The following is a 21,111-nucleotide window of genomic DNA, read 5'->3' on the forward strand; positions in this document are numbered from 1 at the left end:
GAGCGAGCAGTGACACACGATCCGGATCACGCACACCACGTCGGCGGCGAACCGGCCGGCACCGACTTCGAGGTCCTGTCGGGACCTGACGGCACCGAACCCGAGCACGCCCGGGGTGCGGCCCTGCGGGGACTGTGGCGGCGCCAGTCCGTCCGCGCCCGGACGGTGACGACGGCGGCCACGGTGGCCGCCCTGGCCCTCGGCGGGACGGTCGCCTATGCCGCGACCTCGTCGGACTCCGGCAACGGCGCCTCGCCGTCGGCATCAGGGTCGGCAGAGCCGACGCCGGGCACCCCCGGTGAACGGCACGGGCCCGGCATGTGGTTCGGGCTCGGCGGAGGCGGTGTGCACGGCGAGTCCACCGTGAAGGACCCCGACACGGACGAGTGGGTCGTACGGACCTGGCAGCGCGGCACCGTCGAGAAGGTGGACGGCGACCAGGTGACCGTCAAGAGCGAGGACGGCGCCGAGTGGACGTGGACCGTCGGCTCGGACACCACCGTCCGCCACGACGGGGACAAGAGCTCGGGCGCAGAAGCCCTCAAGAAGAGCGACGACATCTTCGTCGTCGGCACCCGGTCCGACGACGACACCAGGACGGCCTCCCGTGTGCTCTCGGGCAACTGGGAGGAATGGAAGAGGGAGAAGGGCAGGGACAAGGGGCCGGGCGACGGGCGGGACAAGCACCCCGGGCCGCGCCACTGGGACTGGCGTAACCCCGACCCCTCCGCGAGCCCTTCGAAGAGCGGCGCGACCACCTGATCAGGGCTGCTTGAGGCCGATCACGACATTCGCGTAGAGCTCCTCCGACACGACCAGACGCGCCGACAGCCCGCTGCGGGTGAAGGCCTCCAGGGCCGTCGGTGCCTGGCGTTCACTCGTCTCGATCAGCAGACAGCCGCCGGGCGCCAGCCAGCGGCACGCCTCGGCGGCGACCCTGCGCAGCACGTCCAGGCCGTCCGGACCGCCGTCGAGAGCGACACGCGGCTCATGGTCGCGCGCCTCCGCGGGCAGCAGGCCGACTTCGTCGGTGGGTACGTACGGCACGTTCGCCGCGAGGATGCCGACGCGGCCGCGCAGGCTGCCGGGCAACGCCTGGAAGAGGTCGCCGGTGTGCACCTGACCGTCGTAGGGGGCGACGTTGCGGCGGGCGCAGCGCACGGCCACCGGGTCGATGTCGGCGGCGTGCAGCTCGATCGGGCCGCGCGGGCCGAGTGCGGCGGCCAGGGCCGCGCCGACCGCGCCCGAGCCACAGCACAGGTCGACGAGCACGGACGCCTCGGGCGCCAGGGCGAGGGCCTGCTCGACCAGGAACTCGGTACGGCGGCGGGGCACGAAGACGCCGGGTTCGACGGCTATGCGCAGCCCGCGGAACTCGGCCCAGCCGACGACGAGTTCGAGGGGCAGACCCGCGACGCGCCGCTCCACCATGGCGGCCAGCTCGTCCGGGGTGCGGGCGGCGGCCAGGATCAGCCGGGCCTCGTCCTCGGCGAAGACACAGCCTGCGGCACGCAGCGCGGCCACGACGCCGTCCGACGGGAGCGGGGCGGGGGAAGCGGGCGAAGAAGGAGACAGAGGGGGCATGGAAGCCGAGAGCCTTTCGAAAGCCGAAGGATGCTCTCGCGGTCGCCTACCGGCGGTGATCCGCGCCGATCCGAGAGGAGAGCACCCGACCTGACACAGCGGTAATGGGTCTCACCTCCCTGACTGCCCACGCCGGGACTGCCCCGGCCGGACGGCCACACTACCCCAACGATCACTACCGCTCCCAGGCATGTACGAAGGCGGCCGAGGCACTCTCGCCGAGCCGCCGCTCCTCACCCGCGAGCGGGTCGCGCCCCCGGAGCACGTACGGTTGTACGAAGCACGTACCGATCACGCTCGAACCGCGGGCCGTCGCCCACGACGGCCTGGAGGCGCCACCCACATGAACGTCACCCGAGGCTTCACCGGGCGCCCGCGCGTCCGGAACGCCGCGCTGCCGCCCGGCCAGTACGACGCGGGCGACGACTGGCCCGTCCTGTCCGCCGAGGTCACACCCGAGCTGACGCCCGCCGAGTGGTCCTTCCGCGTCGACGGCCTGGTCGCGGAGCCGCGCGGCTGGAGCTGGGAGGAGGCACACGAACTGCCCACGTCGATGTACGAGGGCGACATCCACTGCGTGACCGGCTGGTCGAAGTTCGGTGTGCGGTTCGCCGGTGTGTCGCTGGACGCCTTCCTCAATATGGTCCGGCCCCATGTGTCCGCCACACATGCCGTCGCCTATGCGCACACCGGCTACACCACCAACCTGCCGCTCGCCGACCTGACCGGTGGACGCGCCTGGATCGCCTGGGAGTACGACGGTCAGCCGCTCGCGCCGGAGCACGGTGGCCCGGCGCGACTGCTGGTGCCGCACCTGTACTTCTGGAAGAGCGCCAAGTGGATCGCGGGTCTGCGCATCGCCGACCACGACGAGCCGGGGTTCTGGGAGCAGAACGGCTACCACGCCCGCGGCAACCCGTGGGAGGAGCAGCGGTACTCCGGTGACTGAGATGACCGATACCTTCACTGCGCCGACGCGCTTCGCCGTCCCCGGGCGGATCGCCGTCAGCGAGCAGGCCGCCACGGTGTGGCAGTCGGCCACGATCACCGGGATCCGCCGGGAGACCCCGCACGCCGCCACCTTCCGGCTCGCGGTGCCCGCCTGGGCGGGTCATCTGCCCGGCCAGCACCTGGCGCTGCGGCTGACCGCCGAGGACGGCTATGTGGCCCAGCGCCACTACTCGATCGCGTCCGCGCCCGACGACTCCGGACACATCGAGCTCACCCTGGACCATGTGGACGGCGGTGAGGTCTCCGGCTGGTTCCACACGGTGGCGAAGCCCGGCGACTCGGTCGAGGTGCGCGGCCCGCTCAGCGGCTTCTTCGCCTGGCCCGGGGACCGGCCCGCGCTGCTGGTCGGCGCCGGCTCCGGTGTCGTACCGCTGATGTCGATGCTGCGGCACCACCGCGCACGGGGTCTGGATGTGCCGCTGCGGCTGCTGGTGTCGGCGCGCGGGCCCGAGGAGCTCATCTACGCACGGGAGTTCGGCGCGGAGACGACGCCGGTGTTCACACGCCGTGCGCCCGAGGGTGTGCCCGTGGGACGTATGGCCGCCGCACATGTGGCGCCACTCCTGGCCGAGCAGCCGCCCGGCGGGTGGGAGGCCTATGTGTGCGGCTCCAACGCGTTCGCCGAACACGCCTCGCGACTGCTCGTGGCGGCGGGTCAGCCGGTGGACCGGATCCGGATCGAACGCTTCGGCTGACCGCTCGCCGGGCGCGGAGAGGCGTATCCGTCCCGGATTGTCAGGAGCGATGTCCGGTGTGCGGGGTACCTGGACGGCATGCGAAGCCGGGTGCGTGGCTGGCGTCGGCGGCCGAGTCCGCTGCGGCGCCGGTCGGATGTGGTGGAGGCGTGGACGTTACTGGCCGTGGCCGTCACGCTGGTCGTGGTGGCACCGCTGGTGGGGGTGTTCGCGGCGTGGTGGGCTCATGACGACGCCAGAGCCACGGTCAAGGAGCGGCGCGAGGGTCGCCGTCAGGTCCGGGCCGAGGTCGTCGGCCGGACCTCGAACGCCGTCCCCATGGCGTACGGCGGGCGCCGGCCGTCCGCCAACGTCACCGTCCGCTGGACAGACCCGGCGAACGGACCCCGCACGGCCACGGCCCATGTCCCGGCGGGCACCCGGCCCGGCGAGACGGTCGACGTATGGCTGGACTCCCGGGGCAGAGGCGTGGCCCCGCCGCCGGACGACACGGCTGTCTGGCAGCACACCGTCACCATCGGCGTCTGTGTGACGGTCGGCACGGGCGCCCTGATCCTCCTCGGTCACACCGTCGTACGGCACACCGCGATGAGCCGTCGTATGGCCGAATGGGAGGCGGAGTGGGCCCACACGGAGCCGGAGTGGACGGGCCGTCGGGCATGAGCCGGGGCATGTCGTAGATCCGCCCCCTACCCCCCTTGCTGCATTCCCCGCGCGATCCCGCCATGCGACCGCAGCGCGTCCGCCAGTGCGGGGAGCCGAGGCTCCCCCCGGTCGACGAGGATCCGGCCCCCGACCACCGTCGTCCATGCCCGCGCCGGCCCGCATCGCAGCCACGCCTCCACGGGGTCGCTCAGCGCACCGGCCAGCGCCACTTCGTGCAGGTCCCAGACGACGAGGTCGGCGCAGGCCCCGGGCCGCAGATGACCCAGTTCGCCGTCCCGGCCCAGGCAGCGCGCCGAGCCACGGGTGGCGATGTCCAGGGCGTCACGGGCGGTCATCGCACCCGGTCCGCCGCGGTAGCGGCCCAGCAGCAGCGCGGCCCTCGTCTCCAGCCAGAGGGAGGCGTGATCGGTGGAGGCGGAACCGTCGCAGCCGATGCCGACGGGCAGGCCCAGCTCGCGCATCTCCCGCACGCGCGCGGTACCGCCGCCGATGAGCATGTTGGAGCTGGGGCAGTGCGCCACGCCGACGCCCGCGGCCGCGAGGCGGCGCAGCTCGTCGCCGGTCGGGTAGATGCAGTGCGCGACCCAGCTGCGGTCGCTCATCCACCCCGTCTGCTCGAAGTACTCGACGGGACGGCAGCCGTAGGTCTCGAGGCAGTAGGTGTCCTCGTCGTGGTCCTCGGCGAGGTGGGTGTGCAGCCGTACGTCGTGGCGCTCGGCGAGTTCGGCGGTCGCCGTCATCAGCGATGTGGTCACCGAGAAGGGCGAGCAGGGCGCGAGCGCGACCCGCACCAGCGCGCCCGGTCCGGGGTCGTGGTACGTCGTGATCAGGCGCTCGCTGTCGGCGAGCACCTCGTCCTCGGTCTGGGTGACGCTCCTCGGCGGCAGGCCTCCGTCGTCGACGGAGCGGGTCATCGAGCCACGAGTGGCGTGGAAGCGGAAGCCGATGTCGCGGGCGGCGCGGATCTCGGCGTCGACGAGGCGCGGGCGAGGATGGACGTAGAGGTGGTCGGAGGACGTGGTGCAGCCGCCCATGAGCAGTTCGGCCATGCCGACGTACGCCGACACATACGCAGCCTCCTCGTCGAGGCGCGCCCAGAGCGGGTAGAGGGTGGTCAGCCAGTCGAACAACGAGCCGTTCACGGCGGGCGCGTAGGCGCGGGTGAGGTTCTGGTAGAGGTGATGGTGGGTGTTGATCAGGCCCGGGGTGACCAGGCGTCCGGCCGCCGAGACGGTGGTGTGGGCCTCGGGTTCGCTCCCGGCGGTGCCGACGGCGGTCACCCGACCACCGGTGACGGCCAGCCAGCCGCCGGGGATCTCCCGCACACCGTCCACGACGAGCAGTTCGGCGTCCCTGACCAGAAGTTCCGCGGTCCCGACCGGATGATCGACGGCAGACGTCATGGCGCCATCGTAGGCGCTTGACCGGCAAAGATCTGGCGAGTCCTCCGATCATCCACGTACCGTGTGATCATCCGCGGTCACTCTTCGAAAAGGTGGTCCTCCATGGCCCTGTTCGACCTTCCGCTCGACGAACTGCGCGAATACCGCAGCGAGTCCGTGGAGCCCGAGGACTTCGACTCGTTCTGGTCCAAGACGCTCGCGGAAGCGCGCGAGCACGACCTGGACGCCCGTTTCGAGCCGGTCGACACGGGGCTGTCGACGGTCGAGGTGTACGACGTGACATTCGCCGGGTTCGGCGGTCACCCGGTGAAGGGCTGGCTGCGGCTGCCGGCCGGGGCCACGGAGCCGCTGCCGCTGGTCGTGGAGTTCATCGGCTACGGCGGTGGGCGCGGCCTGCCGCACGAGAACCTGCTGTGGGCCTCCACGGGCCGGGCGCACTTCATGATGGACACCCGCGGCCAGGGCAGCGCGTGGGGCGCCGGCGGCGGCACGCCGGACCCGGTGGGGGCCGCACCGGCGTACCCCGGCTTCATGACCCGCGGCATCGACGCACCCGAGAACTACTACTACCGCCGGGTGTTCACCGACGCCGTCCGTGCCGTCGAGGCCGCCCGCTCGCACCCCCTGACCGACGCCTCGCACACGGTCGCGCTGGGCGCGAGCCAGGGTGGCGGCATCACGATCGCGGTCGGCGGCCTGGTCCCCGACCTCACGGCCATCGCCCCGGACGTGCCGTTCCTGCTCGACTACCCGCGCGCCGCCACCGTCACGGACCGCCACCCGTACCGTGAGATCGGCCTCTACCTGAAGACGCACCGCGGCCGCGCCGAGGACGTCCTGCGCACCCTGTCCTACTTCGACGGCGTCCACTTCTCGGCCCGCGGCCGGGCGCCCGCCCTCTTCTCCGCGGCCCTGGAGGACCAGACCTGCCCGCCGTCCACCGTGTTCGCGGCCTTCAACGCCTGGGCCCACGACGAGAAGGCCATCGAGGTGTACGACTTCAACGACCACGAGGGCGGCGGCCCCTTCCACGAGGCGGCCAAGCTGGACTGGCTGCGCTCGCACGCCTGAGCGGGCCCGCATGGAGACGCGAGAGGCCGCGGAGCGGTTCGTCCGGGTGTGGCGGCGGGCCTGGGCCGAGCACGACGTGGACGCGCTGCTGGAACTCTACGCCGAGGACTGCGTCCACCGCTCGATGCCGTTCCGCGGGCCGCATCGGGGACGTGCCGAGCTGGCGGCGTATCTGCGCTGGTCGTTCGCCGGGGAGCGGGTGACGGACGTGCGCTTCTCGGCACCCGTGGTCGGCCAGGACGGCGTTGCCGTGGCGGAGTTCCGGGTCCTCGGCGAGGAGGACGGCGAGCCGGTCACACTCGCCGGGTGTGTCCTGGCGCGTTTCGACGCGGCGGGGCTGGCCGTCGAGACGCGCGACTACTGGCACACCGTCGGGGGCCACCGGGAGCCGGAAGGCGCATTGTTCCTCCGGTGAGCTCGGTGTGCGCGACGCCTTCCGTCCAGTCCGACCAGTCGGTACGTTCAGGGGGCCCGGAGCGTGGTACCGCGGTCCGGGTTCCCGGTGGACGACGAGGGGTGGGGTGGCTCATGTCGGAGCGCGAGGCACAGGTGAACGGGCACTGCGATCCGCGGTTCGCGGCGGTGCGGACCGCGTTCGAGGCGAACTTCCGGGAGCGCGGGGAACTGGGCGCCGCGGTCGCCGTCACGGTCGACGGCACGACGACGGTGGACCTCTGGGGCGGATGGGCCGACGCCGCACACAGCCGCCCCTGGGAGCGCGACACGCTGGTCAACGTGTGGTCGACGACCAAGGGGCCGACGGCGCTGTGCGCACACCTCCTCGCCGACCGGGGTCTGCTGGACCTCGACGCGCCGGTGGCCGCCTATTGGCCGGAGTTCGCCGCGGCGGGCAAGGAGCAGATCCTCGTACGCCATCTGCTGTCGCACCGCGCGGGCCTGTCCGGCCTGCGGGAGCCGCACTCTCTTCAGCAGCTGTGCGACTGGGAGTTGACGACCCAGCGGCTCGCGGCGATGGAGCCGTGGTGGGCGCCGGGGACAGCCTCCGGGTATCACGCGCTCACGTACGGCTTCCTGGTGGGGGAGGTCGTACGCCGGGTGTCGGGACTGCTCCCGGGGGCCTTCCTGGAACGGGAGGTGACCGGGCCGCTCGGGATCGACTTCGCCATCGGGCTGCCCGAGAAGGACACCGATCGGGTGGCCGAGCTGGTGCAGCCGCCGGTCGAGCAGACCAGCGAACAGGCGGCGATCTTCAGCCAGTTGACCCCCGCCGCCCTGGCCGCGCTGATCAACCCGGCCGTGGGAGCGGCTCAGGGCAACTCGCCCGAGTGGCGGGCCGCCGAGATCCCCGCCGCGAACGGGCACGGCACCGCGCGTGCGGTGGCCGCCCTCTACGGGATCTTCGCCGGGCGGGGGTCGTACGCCGGCCATCGCGTGCTGTCCCCCGAGGCGGCCGAACGGGTGCGCGAGGGGCAGGGCAGCTGCCGTGATCTGGTGCTCGGCGCCGGATTCGAGAAGGACACCGAGGTCGGCCTCGGTCTGTGGCTGAGCGGGCCGAACGGCTCGTACGGCCCGAACCGACGCGCTTTCGGACACGACGGCTTCGGCGGCTCGTGCGGGCTCGCCGACCCGGAGGCCGGGGTGTCGCTGGGCTACGCGATGAACCGGATGGGGCCTCATATCGCCGATGACCCGAGGAAGATGGCCTTGGTCGACGCCCTCTACAGCGCCCTGTGACGCCCTGCCGGCGCGGACCGTTTCGGCCGAAGTGAGAGGCCACCCTTCCCTGGTGGTGTAGACCAATGCTTGGATCTGGTGACGCAAGGAGCCCGCACGGCTACGACACGTCACCAACAGGAGGCGCGGCATGGCCCGCACCACCCCGCACGACCGCCCGCTCACCGACGCGCAGCCCCTGTACTGGAGGATCGCCACCGAGCTGCTCGACGAACTGCGCGACGGGACCGTACCGCCCGGTGAACGACTGCCGGGAGAACGGCAGTTGGCGGAGCACTTCGGGGTCAGCAGGGAGACCGTACGACAGGCGCTGGAGGTGCTGCGGCGCAGCGGTCTGGTCGCCACCGACCGGCGGGGCAGCCATGCCACGCTGCCCGGTCTGCCGGTCGAGACCACGGCGTCGCTCACCTTCCCGGTCGGCGCCCGGAACGCGGGCCCGGGCGCCGTGGACCGGGCCACGGTCGCCTGGGAGACCCCTCCCCCGGAGCACGCCGAGGCCCTGGGGCTGGCCCCGCACCGGCCCACCCTGGTGCACCGCTACGAGTCCGCGGACGCCGACGGACGCGGCAGGCGTACGGCCGTGACGTCCTTCTCCGCGGTGGCACTCACCGAGGTGGCGGAGCTGGGCCGCTATCGCGAGCGCACCGACTTCTCCGGTTCCGCCCAACTGCGCCGCGCCTACGACTGGATGCGCAAGGCAGGCCTCACACTGCACCATCGCGACGCCATCACCCGCTTCCCGGGAGCGTCCGCGGTGCGGGTCACCCGTTGGGTACACGACCAGCACGCCCGCCCGCTGGAGATCACGGACCTGGTCGTGGATGCCCAACAGGACGCCCTGGTCTACGAGTTCACACTGCCGGCCGCGGGGTGAGCGCGCGCCGGCGAGCGCCTAGTCCGGCCGTCGCGCCACGACCATCCGCACCCGCGGGCTGCCGTCCCGCCGCCGCCCGAACTCGGGCAGGGCCCGGAGCTCCACCTCGAACCCGGCACGAGCCAGCTCGCTTCGCACCTCCCCGAGCCGGAAGGCCCGGTAGTACATGACGAACTGCGGCCGCCACAGGGCGTTGCGCACGCGCATCACCGCGTCGAAGCCCAGCAGCATCCAGTAGCCGAGGGAGGCGGGACGGGGCGGGGCGACGACGGGGAAGGCAAAGCTTCCGCCGGGCCGCAGGACGGAGTGGACCTGGGCGAACAGTCCGGGCAGCTCTCGGGGCAGGAAGTGCCCGAACGCCCCGAAGCTCACCACCAGGTCGAAGGCGGGGCCGAAGGGCAGCGATCGGGCGTCAGCGCGCACCCAGTCGACGCGCGGTTTCCCTGCGCGCCCCTCCCCCGCCTTCACCCGCCGCCGGGCGACCTCGAGCATGCCGGCGCTGAAGTCCACACCGGTGACGCTGCGCCGGCACACGTCGGCCAGCACCTCGGCACCGGCACCCGTCCCGCAGCACAGGTCGAGCCCGTCGTCGTACGGGCCGGTCCGGGCGAGCGCCGAGGCGACGGCGGTCAGCACCGAGTCCGGCGTGCGGAACGGCGTGTGGTCGAACTTCGGGGCGAGCAGGTCGTATCCGCGCTCGACGGACGACAGGGCCTGGACGGCGAGTTCGCGCAGCGAGGGTCCTTGGGGGCTGAACATCCGCGTCACCCCTGAGCGACACGCTGCTGAAGGACCGTGCGGACCCGCTCGCACCAACGCAGGATCTCCTCCTCGAAGGAGATTCCGGCCAGCAGCGTCAGATAGGGCCCGACCCGGTCGTACTCGCGCAGGTACTCCTCCTCGGTCCGTCCGTCGAGCATGCGCTCACGGAGACGTTCGTAGCGGCCGAGCTTGCCGCGCGCCCACGTCATGCGCTCCTCGACCATGGCTCGGGTGCCCTCGGGGTCCTCCATGGCCTGGAGCTTGATCAGGAGTTCGTCGCGAATCGCGGTGGGCCGGCGGGGCGGCTCGGCGGCGAAGGCGCGCAGGTCTTCCCGGCCGGCCTCGGTGAGGGTGAACATCCGCTTGTTCGGCCGCCGTTCCTGCTGCACGAACCTCGCCTCGACGAGGCCGTCCTGTGCGAGGCGCTCCAGCTCCCGGTACAGCTGCTGCGGGGTCGCGGGCCAGAAGTTGGCGAACGAGATGTCGAAGACCTTGGACAGCTCGTAGCCCGAGGCCTCGCCTTCCAGGAGGGCGGCCAGGACGGCGTACTTGAGGGACATGTGGACACGTTAACAGCAGATGATTATTCTCATCCGCACCTACTCAACTAATTGACTATGAGGTGATCCGATGCGCGCGTTCCGTGAGGCGGTCGAGGCAGGCGACGCCGAGGCGATCGAGGCGCTGCTGGCCGAGGACGTCGTCTTCACCAGCCCGGCCGTGTTCAAGCCGTACACCGGAAAGGCGATCACGGCGGCGATCCTGCGCGGTGTCATGCGGGTCTTCGAGGACTTCCGCTATGAGCGCGAGATCAACGACCCGGGCGGCCGCGATCACGCGCTGGTCTTCACCGCGCGGGTGGGCGACCGAGAGCTCACCGGCTGCGACTTCCTCCGGGTGAACGAGGACGGGCTGATCGACGACTTCATGGTCATGGTCCGTCCCCTGTCTGGCGCGAAGGCCCTGGCCGAGGCGATGGGGGCGCAGTTCGACAAGATCGTGAAGGAGGCCGAGGCCCGGTCGGTGTGACACCTCCGACGAGCCCTACGCGGATCGACACTGGGCGAGCCGTCGTTCGAGGAACCTCCGTTCCGCGTCGTTCTCCACCAGTTCCAGCGCCCGCAGGTAGGCGTCGGCCGCCTCGTCCGTACGGCCGCTGCGGCGCAGCAGGTCGGCTCGGGTGGCGGGCAGCAGGTGGTACCCGGCCAGTTCCCCTTCCTCCTCCAACCGCGCGACCACGGCGAGGCCCGCCTCCGTGCCCTCGGCCATCCCGACGGCGACCGCGCGGTTGAGGCGGACCACGGCCGAGGGCACGAAGCGGCTCAACTCGCCGTACAGGGCGGCGATGTCGGCCCAGTCGGTGTCCTCGGCGCCGGGCGCGTTGGTGTGGCAGGCGGCGATGGCGGCCTGGATCTGGTACGGCCCGGCACGGCCACGCCGCAGCGCGGTCTCCAGCAGGAGGGTGCCCTCGCCGGCCTTCGCGCGGTCCCAGGCCGTACGGTCCTGGTCCTCCAGGGTCACCAGTTCCCCTGCCGCGTCGACCCGTGTGTCGCGGCGGGCGTCGTGCAGCAGCAACAGCGCGAGCAGGCCGAGCACTTCGGGCTCGTCGGGCATGAGGCGGGCGAGCACACGGGCCAGGCGGATCGCCTCCGCGCAGAGGTTCGTCCGGACGAGATCGGCGCCTGCGGTGGCCGCGTACCCCTCGTTGAACAGGAGGTAGATCACGCCGAGCACACCGGTCGTGCGCTCGGGCAGGAGATGGGCGGGCGGCACCCGGTACGGGATCCCGGCATTGCGGATCTTCCGCTTGGCGCGCACCAGACGCTGCGCCATGGTCGCCTCGGGGACGAGGAAGGCGCGGGCGATCTCCGGCGTGGTCAGGCCCGCGAGCGTACGCAGCGTCAGGGCGACCCGGGCCTCGATGGGCAGCGCCGGATGACAGCAGGTGAAGATCAGCCGCAGCCGGTCGTCCTGGACACCACTGTCGTCACCGCCGTCTTCGGGGTCGTACGACGACCGGTCGCGGGCCAGCACGGCCACCTCCCTGAGTTTCGCCGCTCCCACCGCCTCCCGGCGCAGTACGTCCAGGGCGCGGTTGCGGGCGGTCTTGGTCAGCCAGGCGCCGGGGCGGCGCGGCACTCCGTCGCGCCGCCACCGGTCGAGGGCCTGGGCGAAGGCGTCCTGGGCGCACTCCTCGGCGAGGTCCCAGTCGCCGGTCACCCGGATCAGGGTGGCGACGACCTGGCCCCATTCCTCGCGGAAGGCCGCGGCGACGGCCTCCTCGACCTCGTTCGTGGCGCTCACTCCCAGACCGGCCGCACTTCCACGGAGCCGCCGCCGAGGGCCGCGGGATGCCGGGACGCGAGGGCGATGGCCTCGTCCAGGTCGGCGACCTCGATGATGTCCAGTCCGGCGACGTACTCCTTCGACTCCACGAACGGCCCGTCGCTGAGCAGGACCTCGTCGCCCTGGACGCGCACGGTGGTGGCGTCGGTGTGCGGGCGCAGACGGGCGCCGCCCTTGACGATGTCGCGGCTGCGGACCTCGTCGATGTAGTCGGTGAAGCGCGGATCCTCGGCGATCTCCTCGGGGCTGAGTTCCTCGCCGCCGACAGGGGTGCAGATGAACAGGACGTACCTCATGACCGCTCCTCGGTGTGCAGGGAGATGTGTTCGTGCGCGATCAGCCAGCGCAGACCGATGTCCCGGTAGCCGGTGGTGATGTGCAGCGTGTCGTCGATCGGTGTGCCGTCCGTGCGGGTGGCGCGCAGCCGGACGAGGGCGTGTCCGAATGCGACGCTCTCGTCGACGTGGACGCGCAGGTCCAGCACCTCGCGCAGGACGGGACCGGTGACTCCGGCGAACAACTCCTCCATCGACTTGCGCAGGGCGTCGGCCCCTTGGTGGTCCCGGCCCTTGGTGTACGTCAGCACGTCCGGGGCGTAGCAGGCCGCCATGCGGTCGACGTCCCGCTCCCCCGCGGCCCGGGTCAGCTCGGCGTCGAGCGCGCGGATCCGCGTCTCGGCGTCCTCGTCGTCCCAGAACGGCCGCACCTCCATGGCCCCGATGGTGGCCACGGGATGCCGCGCGGCCGCCTCGACCGCCTCCTCGATGCCGTCGCACTCCAGGATGTCGAATCCGGCGACGTACTCCTTCGTCTCCGCGAACGGGCCGTCGCTGCGCAGCACCTCGCCGTCGCGCACCCGCACGGTGACGGCCTGGGCGGGAAGCGCCAGCCGATGGCCGTGCAGGCGTACGTGGCGTTCGCCGAGGTCTTCCACCCAGGGCTCGACGGGGGTCATGCCCGAGGCGTCGGCGGTGTCGTCGCCGCAGACGAGCAGCATGTACTTCATGGTTCCTCCCGGTCCTCATGAGCTTCCTACACCCCACCGACGAACGGGACCGGTCCGAATCGACACCCGGGTGAGCGGACGTAGGGACTGGAGCTACGGAATAGGAGAAGTCCTGGGTGCGTTCACCCTGATACGGACTGCTCGCCACGCGCTGAATGAGCGTGGTACCGTCGCGTCAGCACTTGTGTACGCCCAGTCGTGGGCGCCGGTGCAGTTTCTCCGTAGTTCGCCGGTCGGTGTACCGGCTTCTCCTCACCACCTCGTGACCAGCGGTTCTGTCGCAGTCGAGGTGCTGTTTCCCGCCGCCAGAAGGCGCTCTGTCCGCCTTCCCGATGTCCGCGGCTCATCCCTTCCTTCCGCATGACCCATGCCTTCCGTCCTTGAAAGGACAGACCTCCATGACCACCACACTCGAACACCCCCCAGTCCAGCAGCAGCGCCCGGCCCAGACCGTCACCGGTGTCCTCGACATCGACGCGAGCGGGAAGGGGCACCTGCGCGCCGAGAACCTGCTGCCCACCTCCGCCGACCTTCAGGTCTCCCCCACGCTGATCCGCCGGTACGGCCTGCGCAAGGGCGACCTCGTGGACGGCGTACGCGGCGACCGGCGCGCCCTCACCGAGGTCGCCCGCGTCAACGGGCGCACCCCGGACAAGAACCGGCGCACCTTCGGCGAGCTGACGCCGCTTCACCCGCGTGAGCGGATCCGCCTCGAACACCCGGCCTCCGGTGCGACCGGCCGGGTCGCCGACCTGATCGCCCCCGTGGGCAAGGGCCAGCGCGGTCTGATCGTGGCCCCGCCCAAGACCGGCAAGACGGTCCTCCTCCAGCAGATCGCGGCCGCCGTCGCCGGCAACCATCCCGAGTGCCGGCTGATGGTCGTGCTCCTCGACGAACGCCCCGAGGAAGTCACCGACATGCGGCGCTCGGTGCGCGGCGAGGTGTACGCCTCGACCTTCGACCGGGCTCCCAAACAGCACATCGCGCTGGCCGAGCTCGTCATCGAGCGGGCCAAGCGGCTCGTCGAGGCTGGCGAGGACGTCGTCATCCTGCTGGACTCCCTGACCCGGCTGTGCCGGGCGCACAACAACGCGGCCGCGTCCGGTGGCCGCACCCTCAGCGGCGGTGTCGACGCGGCCGCGCTGCAGGGGCCGAAGCGGTTCTTCGGCGCCGCGCGGCTCGCCGAGGAGGGCGGTTCGCTCACCATCCTCGCCACGGCCCTGGTGGAGACCGGCTCCCGGGCCGACGACTACTTCTTCGAGGAGCTCAAGAGCACCGGCAACATGGAGCTGCGCCTGGACCGGGACCTCGCCCACCGCCGTGTCTTCCCCGCCGTCGACATCAATCCGTCCGGCACCCGGCGCGAGGAACTCCTGCTGGCCCCGGCCGAGTTGACCACCGTACGCGGACTGCGCCGGGCCCTGCAGACCCGGGACGGCCAGTCCAACCTGGAGACCCTCCTGGAACGCCTGCGCGAGACCCCCGACAACGCCACCTTCCTTCGGCGGATCCAGCCGACGCTGCCCGGCGAGTGAGACGTCACGGAGCATCGCCCGTCCGGGTGCAGGCGCGCCCCGACCGGCCCGGCCATCGCGTTCCGAGGCGCCCGCCTTTCTAGGTTGGCAGTATGAAGATCGGATTTCCTTACCGGACACTTGTGTCCACCTGCGTGCTCTGCGCGGCCGGTCTGCTGGCGCTCGCGCCCGCCACGGCGCTCGCCCGCACCGGGCACGACCCCGACACGGCCGACGAGCGCCGAACGGCGGCCCCGAAGCCCGCTCTGCTCTACCGGTCCGGCACGCTGGCGCGGCCCCTTCCCGGCACGCGCCCGGTCCCCGTGGTCTCGGCGCTGTCATGGCTGGTCGCCGACGCCGACACCGGCGAGGTGCTCGCCGCGCACGAGGCGCACCGGAAGCTGCCGCCCGCCAGCACCTTGAAGACGCTGTTCGCCCTCACCCTGCTGCCGACCCTCCCGGCCGGTGTCCCGCACACCGTGCGCGAGGAGGAGCTGGCCGGGATCGGGGCCGGCAGCAGTCTGGTCGGTGTCGCCGAGGGACGTACGTACCGGATCGCCGATCTGTGGCGCGGGGTGTTCCTCAGCTCCGGCAACGACGCGGTAAGGGTGCTGGCCTCGCTCAACGGCGGCTGGCGTGCCACGGCCGCCCGGATGCAGGCCAAGGCGCGTGCGCTGGGTGCCCTCGACACACGGGTGATGTCGCCGGACGGCTACGACACGCCGGGCCAGGTGTCGTCGGCGTACGACCTGGCGGTGTTCGGCCGGGCGGGGCTGCGCAACGCGGAGTTCGCGCGGTACTGCGGCACCGCACAGGCGATGTTCCCGGGCGGGGGCGGCTGGGAGTACCCGATCCTCAACACCAACCGGCTGCTGACCGGTGCGGACGGGGTGACCCGGTACCCCGGGGTGATCGGCATCAAGAACGGCTACACCAGCGAGGCGGGCAACACGCTGGTCGCCGCCGCCCGCCGGGGTGATCGCGCCCTCGTCGTGACGGTGCTGCACCCCCGGACGGGCGGCGGGCTCGCCGTCTACGAGGAGGCCGGGGAACTGCTCGACTGGGGATTCGGCGCGGCCGGACGGGTCGAACCGGTGGGGTCGCTCGACGGCTTGCGGGCCAGACCGAGCCTGGGGCCCGAGACGGTTCCCGTGGTGGCGCCGGTGGCGCCCGAGGGCGAGGCCGGCTGGGCCGCGGCCTGCGCTATCGCGGGCGCCGCCGGGGCCGGCGCCGGTGCCGTCTCGCTCGTGACACGCGGCAGAGTGGACCGTTCGGCGCCGAGCTGACCGACCGGCAGCCACAGCAGCAGGCCGAGGGTGATCCACGCGTAGGTGTTGCTGCCGAGGAAGCCGTCGACGCCGGACGCGTCGTCGAACCACAGCCACACCACGCTGGTGCACAGCACCGCGTACAGAACGCCCGCGACGCGCCGGTGCCCGTCGCGGACCAGGACGGCGAAGGACGGCAGCAGCCACACCAGGTGGTGGACCCAGGTGATCGGGCTGACCAGGCAGGCGGTGAGCCCGGTCAGCGCGAACGCCGCCGTCCAGTCGCCCGCCACGGCCGCCCGCCGGGTGCGGACCACCCAGACGCCCAGGACCAGCAGCACCACCACCGCCCAGACCGCCCGGCTCGACACGTCCAGCCGGGCCAGGATGCCTTGCAGCGACTGGTTGGAGACGTAGTCGAGACGGCCCACCCGGGTGGTGTCCCACATCGCGTGCGTCCAGTAGAAGCGGGACGCCTCCGGCGCCACCCACGCCGCCAGCGCCGTCGCCGCCGCGGCGACGGCCGTGGCCACGGCGGCGGCTCGCCAGCGCCGGGCCACCAGCAGCAGACCGATGAACGCGGCCGGCGTCAGCTTGATCGCCGCCGCCAGGCCGATGCCCACGCCCGCCCAGCGTGCCCGGCCCGTCGACAGCAACCAGCAGTCGAGGAGCACCAGGGCCAGCAGCAGGATGTTCACCTGGCCGAAGCTGAACGTGTCCCGCAGCGGTTCGAACAGGGCCAGCGCGCAGGCGGCCAGCGCACAGCCGTACCAGCCGTAGCGCCGCCAGGCCCGCCCGGCCAGCACGCGCAGCACGAAGGCCAGTGCCGCCAGGTTGAGCAGCAGCGCCAGCGCGATGGCGACGTGCAGGTCCACCAGCGCCATGGGCAGCATGACGACGGCGGCGAACGGCGGGTAGGTGAAGCCGTACGTGGTGCCGGGCACCCGGTAGTCGTAGAGACGCCCGTCGTGGTGCATCCAGCTGTCGACGGTGCCGTAGTAGACGCGCAGGTCGAACCAGTCGCGCAGCAGCGGCACGGTGGCGGTGAAGACGGTCACGGCCGCGACGAGCACGAGAACGAGCGCGAGCCGGCCGCGGTCGGTACGGGGCAGTTTCATGCGGTGCGCTCCAACGCCGGGGCCTGCGCGGCCATATGTGCCTGCCACAGGACGACCACGGCGAGCACACCGCCGGAGACCGCCAGCACCAGTTGGCCGACGTCCGCGGAGCTGCCGCTGGGCAGTACCGCGAGCGCGAGCACTCCCGTGAACGCCGCCACGCGGTGCCGCACCGAGGTGCTGGGGGCCGCGGCGGCGATGAGGAACAGGCCCCACAGGGCGTACCAGGGGCGGATCGCCGGTCCGAAGGCGGCCACGGCAGCCAGGCTCAGCCCGAGCGCGTACACCGGGCGCGGACGCCAGCGCCACCATATGAGGAGCACGAGGACGCCGGTGAGCACCAGGCCGAAGGCGTGCCACACGGGGACGGCCAGCGGCGCCAGATCACTGCCCGCCTGTTCCAGCAGCGAGCCCGTGGCCCGGCCGAGCAGGCTGGTGAGCGCCCAGTTCTGCGAGGAGACCGGGGTGTCCAGGGCGCCTATCCAGCCGTATCCCGTGCCCGCCACGGCCGTGGCGGCGACCGTGGTGGCGGCTGAGGCGGCGGCCGTGCTCAGGACGGCCTTCACCGGGTGGTGGCCGGACCGCATCTGAAGCAGTACCACGGCGACCAGGCCCAGCGCGGCGGGCGCCTTGACCAGCGCGGCCAGCGTGACGAGTACGGCGCCCAGGATGGGCCACCGGCCGAGTGCCGCGACCAGTCCGGCGCCCAGCAGGCCGAGCATGATGGCGTCGTTGTGGGCGCCCGCGACCAGGTGCAGCAGCACGAGCGGGTTCAGCGCGCCCAGCCATAGCGCGGCCGCCGGGTCGGCTCCGCTGTGCCGGGCCAGGCGCGGCAGCGCGGCGGCCATCAGCCCCACGCCGAGCAGCGCTATCAGCCGCATACCGAGGAGCCCTGCGGGCAGTTCGCCCCGGGTCACGCCGGACAGCACGGAGGCGACACCGAGGAACACCGGGCCGTAGGGGGCCGCCGTGTGCCGCCACAGCGGGGCGACCTCGTCCGCGAGCGGACCGCCGAGGTGGGAGGGGCCGTACGCGTAGACGTCGATGTGCGCGTCGACCATGGCCCCTTGGGCCAGATAGCTGTACACGTCGCGGCTGAACAGCGGTGGCGCGATCAGCAGCGGGGTGGCCCACACGGCCAGTACCAGCAGCAGGGCGCGCGGGGTCGGCGGGTCGGCGCTGCGCACGAGCCGGCCGAGCAGCAGCCACGCCGCTATCAGCAGGACGACGCCGAAGTACACGCCGACCAGGCCGAGGGCCGCGTGGACCGAGCTCGGGGCCAGGAGTTCCCGGACCGGCAGCGCACCGGACGTCTCACCGCCCAGGGCGAGAAAGGCGGTACCGGCCAGACCGAGTATCTGGCAGCGGCGGAGATCGACGGGGAAAGCCATGGCCAACACTCGGTCAGCGTGGCAACGCCGGGTGGCCAGTAGTTGACGCGGTTCCCTCCGGGGGGAAGCCGGGGTATGACCGGCCGGTGATCGATTGTGGCCGTTGGTTGAAGGGTGCAACGCGTCTGCCTGGTGCGGTTCGTGGCAGGGTGCGGGAGCGTTGTGGCTTGTCGCGCCCACCCGGCGGTAGCCGCAAATCGATCACGCCCCGCGCCCCTGAAGGGGCGCTTCAGCGGCCCCCCTTCAGAACACCGACAGGCCCGTCAGAGTGGTGAATCTGTCCAGGGCCGCCACCCCCGCCACCGAATTGCCCCGTTCGTCCAGCCCCGGACTCCAGACACACAGCGTGCACCGTCCCGGCACCACCGCGATGATTCCGCCACCCACGCCGCTCTTGCCGGGCAGACCCACCCGATACGCGAAGTCGCCCGCCGCGTCGTACGTACCGCACGTCAACATGACCGCGTTGATCTGTTTGGCCTGGCTGCGGGTGAGCAGGCGGGTGCCGTCGGCGCGGACGCCGTGGCGGGCGAGGAAGGACGTGGCCAGGGCGAGGTCGGCGCAGGAGGCCTTGACGGAGCACTGGCGGAAGTACTGGTCCAGCAGGGCGGGCACGGGGTTGTCGATATTGCCGTACGACGCCATGAAGTGGCCGAGGGCGGCATTGCGGTCGCCGTTCGCCGTCTCGGAGGCGGCGACGTCCTCGTCGAAGTCCAGGGCGGGGTTGCCGCTCTCGGCACGCAGAAAGGCGAGGAGTTCACCGGCCGCGTCTCCGGTACGGGTCTGGAGGCGGTCGGTGACGACCAGGGCGCCCGCGTTGATGAACGGGTTGCGCGGGATGCCGTTCTCGTACTCCAGCTGGACGAGGGAGTTGAAGGGGTTGCCGGAGGGCTCGCGGCCCACGTGCTCCCAGAGTTCGTCGCCCTCGCGGGCCAGGTCGAGGGCGAGGGTGAAGACCTTGGTGAGGGACTGCGTGGAGAACGGCTCGCGCCAGTCCCCCACGCCGTACACCGTGCCGTCGAGTTCCGCGACGGCCATGCCGAAGCGACGCGGGTCGCAGGCCGCGAGCGCCGGGATGTAGTCGGCGGGCCGGCCGCGGCCGGGGGTCCGCTCGATCTCCTCCGCGATGCGCTCCAGGATCGGCTGGAAGGTCAGTGACGACGTCGACGCTGCCATGATCACCATTGTGCCTCCCGGCCGGTCCCGGCGCGCATCCGAGGTTTGTGTCCCTACCGGTCAGACGAGGGCCTGGCCGTTGCCCGCGACGACCTCCGGGCGCAGCAGGTCGGCGAGCGTCTCGGCCGGCAACAGGCCCTTCTCCAGGACGAGTTCGGCCACGCCCCGGCCGCTGGCGAGGGCCTCCTTGGCGATGTCGGTCGCGGCCGTGTACCCGATGTGCGGGTTCAGGGCGGTGACCAGGCCGATGGAGTTCTCCACGCTCCGGCGCAGCGCCTCGGTGTTGGCGGTGATGCCGGCCACGCAGCGCTCGGCGAGGGTCACACAGGCGTTGCGCAGGTGCGTGATGCTCTCGGACAGGGAGTGCAGGATGATCGGCTCGAAGGCGTTGAGCTGGAGCTGTCCGGCCTCGGCGGCCATGGTGATGGCGACGTCGTTGCCGATCACCTCGAAGGCGACCTGGTTGACGACCTCGGGGATCACCGGGTTGACCTTGCCGGGCATGATCGACGAACCCGCCTGCACCGGCGGCAGGTTGATCTCGCCGAGACCCGCACGCGGCCCGGACGACAGCAGGCGCAGGTCGTTGCAGCTCTTGGAGAGCTTGACGGCGATGCGCTTCAGGACACCGGACATCTGGACGAACGCACCGCAGTCCTGGGTGGCCTCCACCAGGTTGGCGGCGGTGACCAGCGGCAGCCCGGTGATCTCGGAGAGATGGCGGCGCGCGGACTCGGCGTATCCGGCGGGGGCGTTGAGGCCGGTGCCGATGGCGGTGGCGCCCAGGTTGATCTCGTGGATCAGCTCGACCGCCTCGGCGAGCCGGGACCGGTCCTCGTCGATCATCACGGCGTACGCGGAGAACTCCTGGCCGAGGGTCATCGGCACCGCGTCCTGCAGCTGCGTACGGCCCATCTTCAGCACGTCGCGGAACTCGACGGCCTTGCGGGCGAAGGCGTCCTGCAGCACGGCCATCGCCTTGAGCAGCCCACGCACCGCGAACACCGTCGCGACCTTGACGGCGGTCGGGTAGACGTCGTTGGTCGACTGACCGAGGTTGACGTCCTCGTTGGGGTGCAGGTACCGGTACTCGCCCTTCGCGTGGCCGAGCAGTTCCAACGCCCGGTTGGCGACGACCTCGTTGGCGTTCATGTTGGTCGAGGTGCCGGCACCGCCCTGGATGACGTCGACGACGAACTGGTCGTGCAGCTCACCGGCCCGGATCTCCCGGCAGGCGGCGACGATCGCGGCCGCCTTCTTCGGCTCCAGCAGCCCGAGCTCCTCGTTGGCGAGAGCGGCGGCCTCCTTGACGGCGGCGAGGGCGTCGATCAGGTGCGGGTAGGCCGAGATGGGCGTGCCGGTGATGGCGAAGTTCTCGGTGGCCCGCAGGGTGTGGACACCCCAGTAGGCGTCGGCGGGGACATCACGGTCGCCAAGCAGATCGTGCTCGCTGCGGATGACGGCGTTCATGGAGAAGCGGCTCTTCTTTCAGAGAAGGTGAGGGACAGCGCCCCTGACGGGGCGCGGGGAA

At 71.9% G+C, this 21,111-nt stretch carries 21 protein-coding genes and 1 pseudogene; 11 read left to right on the top strand and 11 right to left on the bottom strand.

The genetic code is table 11. The annotated features are described in order from the left end of the window. The first annotated feature begins 9 nt into the window (after nucleotides 1-9). A complete protein-coding gene (locus ACFQ6S_RS09715) occupies nucleotides 10-762 on the top strand; it encodes a hypothetical protein (RefSeq protein WP_383405572.1) in 753 nt (250 codons plus the stop codon). Here ACFQ6S_RS09715 and ACFQ6S_RS09720 read toward each other — a convergent pair whose 3' ends face one another. After that, nucleotides 763-1,584 (bottom strand): putative protein N(5)-glutamine methyltransferase, encoded by an 822-nt coding sequence (locus ACFQ6S_RS09720; RefSeq protein ID WP_383405574.1) that lies wholly within the window; start codon nucleotides 1,582-1,584, stop codon nucleotides 763-765. It lies immediately after the preceding gene. A gap of 343 nt (nucleotides 1,585-1,927) precedes the next feature. On the opposite strand from ACFQ6S_RS09720, the gene ACFQ6S_RS09725 reads away from it, so the two are divergent. From ACFQ6S_RS09725 to ACFQ6S_RS09735, 3 genes are all read left to right on the top strand, one after another. After that, complete coding sequence (locus tag ACFQ6S_RS09725; RefSeq protein ID WP_383405576.1) at nucleotides 1,928-2,533, top strand: sulfite oxidase-like oxidoreductase; 606 nt, start codon at nucleotides 1,928-1,930, stop codon at nucleotides 2,531-2,533. A 1-nt stretch (nucleotide 2,534) separates the two neighbouring features. Continuing rightward, complete coding sequence (locus ACFQ6S_RS09730) at nucleotides 2,535-3,290, top strand: ferredoxin reductase (protein ID WP_383405578.1); 756 nt, start codon at nucleotides 2,535-2,537, stop codon at nucleotides 3,288-3,290. A 78-nt stretch (nucleotides 3,291-3,368) separates the two neighbouring features. Further along, nucleotides 3,369-3,953: a hypothetical protein gene (locus tag ACFQ6S_RS09735; RefSeq protein ID WP_383405580.1), complete on the top strand. Its 585-nt coding sequence runs from the start codon at nucleotides 3,369-3,371 to the stop codon at nucleotides 3,951-3,953. Between the two features lie 26 nt (nucleotides 3,954-3,979). On the opposite strand, the gene ACFQ6S_RS09740 is transcribed toward ACFQ6S_RS09735, so the two are convergent. After that, nucleotides 3,980-5,359, bottom strand: a complete 1,380-nt coding sequence (locus ACFQ6S_RS09740) for an 8-oxoguanine deaminase (protein ID WP_383405582.1) — start codon at nucleotides 5,357-5,359, stop codon at nucleotides 3,980-3,982. Between the two features lie 102 nt (nucleotides 5,360-5,461). On the opposite strand from ACFQ6S_RS09740, the gene ACFQ6S_RS09745 reads away from it, so the two are divergent. The 4 genes from ACFQ6S_RS09745 (at nucleotide 5,462) to ACFQ6S_RS09760 (ending at nucleotide 8,999) form a co-directional block, all read left to right on the top strand. After that, nucleotides 5,462-6,430: an acetylxylan esterase gene (locus ACFQ6S_RS09745; RefSeq protein WP_383405584.1), complete on the top strand. Its 969-nt coding sequence runs from the start codon at nucleotides 5,462-5,464 to the stop codon at nucleotides 6,428-6,430. 10 nt (nucleotides 6,431-6,440) lie between these two features. Then, nucleotides 6,441-6,845, top strand: a complete 405-nt coding sequence (locus ACFQ6S_RS09750; RefSeq protein ID WP_383405586.1) for a nuclear transport factor 2 family protein — start codon at nucleotides 6,441-6,443, stop codon at nucleotides 6,843-6,845. 113 nt (nucleotides 6,846-6,958) lie between these two features. After that, complete coding sequence (locus ACFQ6S_RS09755; RefSeq protein WP_383405588.1) at nucleotides 6,959-8,125, top strand: serine hydrolase domain-containing protein; 1,167 nt, start codon at nucleotides 6,959-6,961, stop codon at nucleotides 8,123-8,125. Nucleotides 8,126-8,255: 130 nt separating this feature from the next. Next, entirely contained in the window at nucleotides 8,256-8,999 is a 744-nt protein-coding gene (locus ACFQ6S_RS09760) for a GntR family transcriptional regulator (RefSeq protein ID WP_383405590.1), read from the top strand. An 18-nt stretch (nucleotides 9,000-9,017) separates the two neighbouring features. Here ACFQ6S_RS09760 and ACFQ6S_RS09765 read toward each other — a convergent pair whose 3' ends face one another. Both ACFQ6S_RS09765 and ACFQ6S_RS09770 read right to left on the bottom strand, forming a co-directional pair. Continuing rightward, complete coding sequence (locus ACFQ6S_RS09765; protein ID WP_383405592.1) at nucleotides 9,018-9,758, bottom strand: class I SAM-dependent methyltransferase; 741 nt, start codon at nucleotides 9,756-9,758, stop codon at nucleotides 9,018-9,020. Nucleotides 9,759-9,763: 5 nt separating this feature from the next. After that, the gene (locus ACFQ6S_RS09770; protein ID WP_383405594.1) at nucleotides 9,764-10,321 is read right to left on the bottom strand and encodes a PadR family transcriptional regulator; all 558 of its coding nucleotides are present in this window, start codon (nucleotides 10,319-10,321) and stop codon (nucleotides 9,764-9,766) included. A gap of 70 nt (nucleotides 10,322-10,391) precedes the next feature. Here ACFQ6S_RS09770 and ACFQ6S_RS09775 point away from each other — a divergent pair, with 70 nt between their 5' ends. Next, nucleotides 10,392-10,790: a nuclear transport factor 2 family protein gene (locus tag ACFQ6S_RS09775; protein ID WP_383405596.1), complete on the top strand. Its 399-nt coding sequence runs from the start codon at nucleotides 10,392-10,394 to the stop codon at nucleotides 10,788-10,790. A gap of 15 nt (nucleotides 10,791-10,805) precedes the next feature. On the opposite strand, the gene ACFQ6S_RS09780 is transcribed toward ACFQ6S_RS09775, so the two are convergent. From ACFQ6S_RS09780 to ACFQ6S_RS09790, 3 genes are read right to left on the bottom strand one after another with little or no spacing between them, the layout of a single operon-like run. Next, nucleotides 10,806-12,065: an RNA polymerase sigma factor gene (locus ACFQ6S_RS09780; RefSeq protein WP_383405598.1), complete on the bottom strand. Its 1,260-nt coding sequence runs from the start codon at nucleotides 12,063-12,065 to the stop codon at nucleotides 10,806-10,808. Further along, nucleotides 12,062-12,403 (bottom strand): YciI family protein, encoded by a 342-nt coding sequence (locus ACFQ6S_RS09785; RefSeq protein ID WP_383405600.1) that lies wholly within the window; start codon nucleotides 12,401-12,403, stop codon nucleotides 12,062-12,064. The genes ACFQ6S_RS09780 and ACFQ6S_RS09785 overlap by 4 nt, the downstream gene beginning before the upstream one ends. Further along, nucleotides 12,400-13,113, bottom strand: a complete 714-nt coding sequence (locus ACFQ6S_RS09790) for an SgcJ/EcaC family oxidoreductase (RefSeq protein ID WP_383405602.1) — start codon at nucleotides 13,111-13,113, stop codon at nucleotides 12,400-12,402. Before ACFQ6S_RS09790 ends, ACFQ6S_RS09785 begins: the two co-directional genes overlap by 4 nt. Nucleotides 13,114-13,511: 398 nt before the next feature. Here ACFQ6S_RS09790 and rho point away from each other — a divergent pair, with 398 nt between their 5' ends. Together rho and ACFQ6S_RS09800 are read left to right on the top strand one after the other, a co-directional pair. Continuing rightward, nucleotides 13,512-14,648 (top strand): transcription termination factor Rho, encoded by a 1,137-nt coding sequence (rho, locus tag ACFQ6S_RS09795; RefSeq protein WP_383405604.1) that lies wholly within the window; start codon nucleotides 13,512-13,514, stop codon nucleotides 14,646-14,648. Between the two features lie 92 nt (nucleotides 14,649-14,740). Beyond that, nucleotides 14,741-15,574 (top strand): annotated as a pseudogene (locus ACFQ6S_RS09800) (D-alanyl-D-alanine carboxypeptidase family protein); the annotation flags it as partial. Between the two features lie 86 nt (nucleotides 15,575-15,660). On the opposite strand, the gene ACFQ6S_RS09805 reads toward ACFQ6S_RS09800, so the two are convergent. The 4 genes from ACFQ6S_RS09805 to aspA all read right to left on the bottom strand — a co-directional run bounded on the left by ACFQ6S_RS09805 (nucleotide 15,661) and on the right by aspA (nucleotide 21,050). Then, nucleotides 15,661-17,013: a glycosyltransferase 87 family protein gene (locus ACFQ6S_RS09805; protein WP_383405606.1), complete on the bottom strand. Its 1,353-nt coding sequence runs from the start codon at nucleotides 17,011-17,013 to the stop codon at nucleotides 15,661-15,663. Continuing rightward, complete coding sequence (gene mptB, locus ACFQ6S_RS09810; RefSeq protein ID WP_383405608.1) at nucleotides 17,010-18,404, bottom strand: polyprenol phosphomannose-dependent alpha 1,6 mannosyltransferase MptB; 1,395 nt, start codon at nucleotides 18,402-18,404, stop codon at nucleotides 17,010-17,012. Before mptB ends, ACFQ6S_RS09805 begins: the two co-directional genes overlap by 4 nt. Before the next feature lie 243 nt (nucleotides 18,405-18,647). Beyond that, on the bottom strand, nucleotides 18,648-19,589 hold the full coding sequence (locus ACFQ6S_RS09815; protein WP_383405610.1) for a glutaminase: 942 nt from the start codon (nucleotides 19,587-19,589) through the stop codon (nucleotides 18,648-18,650). Between the two features lie 51 nt (nucleotides 19,590-19,640). Continuing rightward, a complete protein-coding gene (aspA, locus tag ACFQ6S_RS09820) occupies nucleotides 19,641-21,050 on the bottom strand; it encodes an aspartate ammonia-lyase (RefSeq protein WP_383405612.1) in 1,410 nt (469 codons plus the stop codon). Between the last annotated feature and the right edge of the window lie 61 nt (nucleotides 21,051-21,111).

The sequence above is a fragment of the Streptomyces sp. NPDC056479 genome (assembly GCF_042795335.1).
Classification (GTDB): Bacteria; Actinomycetota; Actinomycetes; order Streptomycetales; family Streptomycetaceae; genus Streptomyces.

Excerpts from the sequence above, each read along its gene's own strand:
- ACFQ6S_RS09720 (WP_383405574.1), bottom strand. The coding sequence starts at position 1,584 with ATGCCCCCTCTGTCTCCTTCTTCGCCCGCTTCCCCCGCCCCGCTCCCG.
- ACFQ6S_RS09725 (WP_383405576.1), top strand. The coding sequence starts at position 1,928 with ATGAACGTCACCCGAGGCTTCACCGGGCGCCCGCGCGTCCGGAACGCC.
- ACFQ6S_RS09730 (WP_383405578.1), top strand. The coding sequence starts at position 2,535 with ATGACCGATACCTTCACTGCGCCGACGCGCTTCGCCGTCCCCGGGCGG.
- ACFQ6S_RS09735 (WP_383405580.1), top strand. The coding sequence starts at position 3,369 with ATGCGAAGCCGGGTGCGTGGCTGGCGTCGGCGGCCGAGTCCGCTGCGG.
- ACFQ6S_RS09740 (WP_383405582.1), bottom strand. The coding sequence starts at position 5,359 with ATGACGTCTGCCGTCGATCATCCGGTCGGGACCGCGGAACTTCTGGTC.
- ACFQ6S_RS09745 (WP_383405584.1), top strand. The coding sequence starts at position 5,462 with ATGGCCCTGTTCGACCTTCCGCTCGACGAACTGCGCGAATACCGCAGC.
- ACFQ6S_RS09750 (WP_383405586.1), top strand. The coding sequence starts at position 6,441 with ATGGAGACGCGAGAGGCCGCGGAGCGGTTCGTCCGGGTGTGGCGGCGG.
- ACFQ6S_RS09755 (WP_383405588.1), top strand. The coding sequence starts at position 6,959 with ATGTCGGAGCGCGAGGCACAGGTGAACGGGCACTGCGATCCGCGGTTC.
- ACFQ6S_RS09760 (WP_383405590.1), top strand. The coding sequence starts at position 8,256 with ATGGCCCGCACCACCCCGCACGACCGCCCGCTCACCGACGCGCAGCCC.
- ACFQ6S_RS09765 (WP_383405592.1), bottom strand. The coding sequence starts at position 9,758 with ATGTTCAGCCCCCAAGGACCCTCGCTGCGCGAACTCGCCGTCCAGGCC.
- ACFQ6S_RS09770 (WP_383405594.1), bottom strand. The coding sequence starts at position 10,321 with ATGTCCCTCAAGTACGCCGTCCTGGCCGCCCTCCTGGAAGGCGAGGCC.
- ACFQ6S_RS09775 (WP_383405596.1), top strand. The coding sequence starts at position 10,392 with ATGCGCGCGTTCCGTGAGGCGGTCGAGGCAGGCGACGCCGAGGCGATC.
- ACFQ6S_RS09785 (WP_383405600.1), bottom strand. The coding sequence starts at position 12,403 with ATGAGGTACGTCCTGTTCATCTGCACCCCTGTCGGCGGCGAGGAACTC.
- ACFQ6S_RS09790 (WP_383405602.1), bottom strand. The coding sequence starts at position 13,113 with ATGAAGTACATGCTGCTCGTCTGCGGCGACGACACCGCCGACGCCTCG.
- rho (WP_383405604.1), top strand. The coding sequence starts at position 13,512 with ATGACCACCACACTCGAACACCCCCCAGTCCAGCAGCAGCGCCCGGCC.
- ACFQ6S_RS09805 (WP_383405606.1), bottom strand. The coding sequence starts at position 17,013 with ATGAAACTGCCCCGTACCGACCGCGGCCGGCTCGCGCTCGTTCTCGTG.
- mptB (WP_383405608.1), bottom strand. The coding sequence starts at position 18,404 with ATGGCTTTCCCCGTCGATCTCCGCCGCTGCCAGATACTCGGTCTGGCC.
- ACFQ6S_RS09815 (WP_383405610.1), bottom strand. The coding sequence starts at position 19,589 with ATGGTGATCATGGCAGCGTCGACGTCGTCACTGACCTTCCAGCCGATC.
- aspA (WP_383405612.1), bottom strand. The coding sequence starts at position 21,050 with ATGAACGCCGTCATCCGCAGCGAGCACGATCTGCTTGGCGACCGTGAT.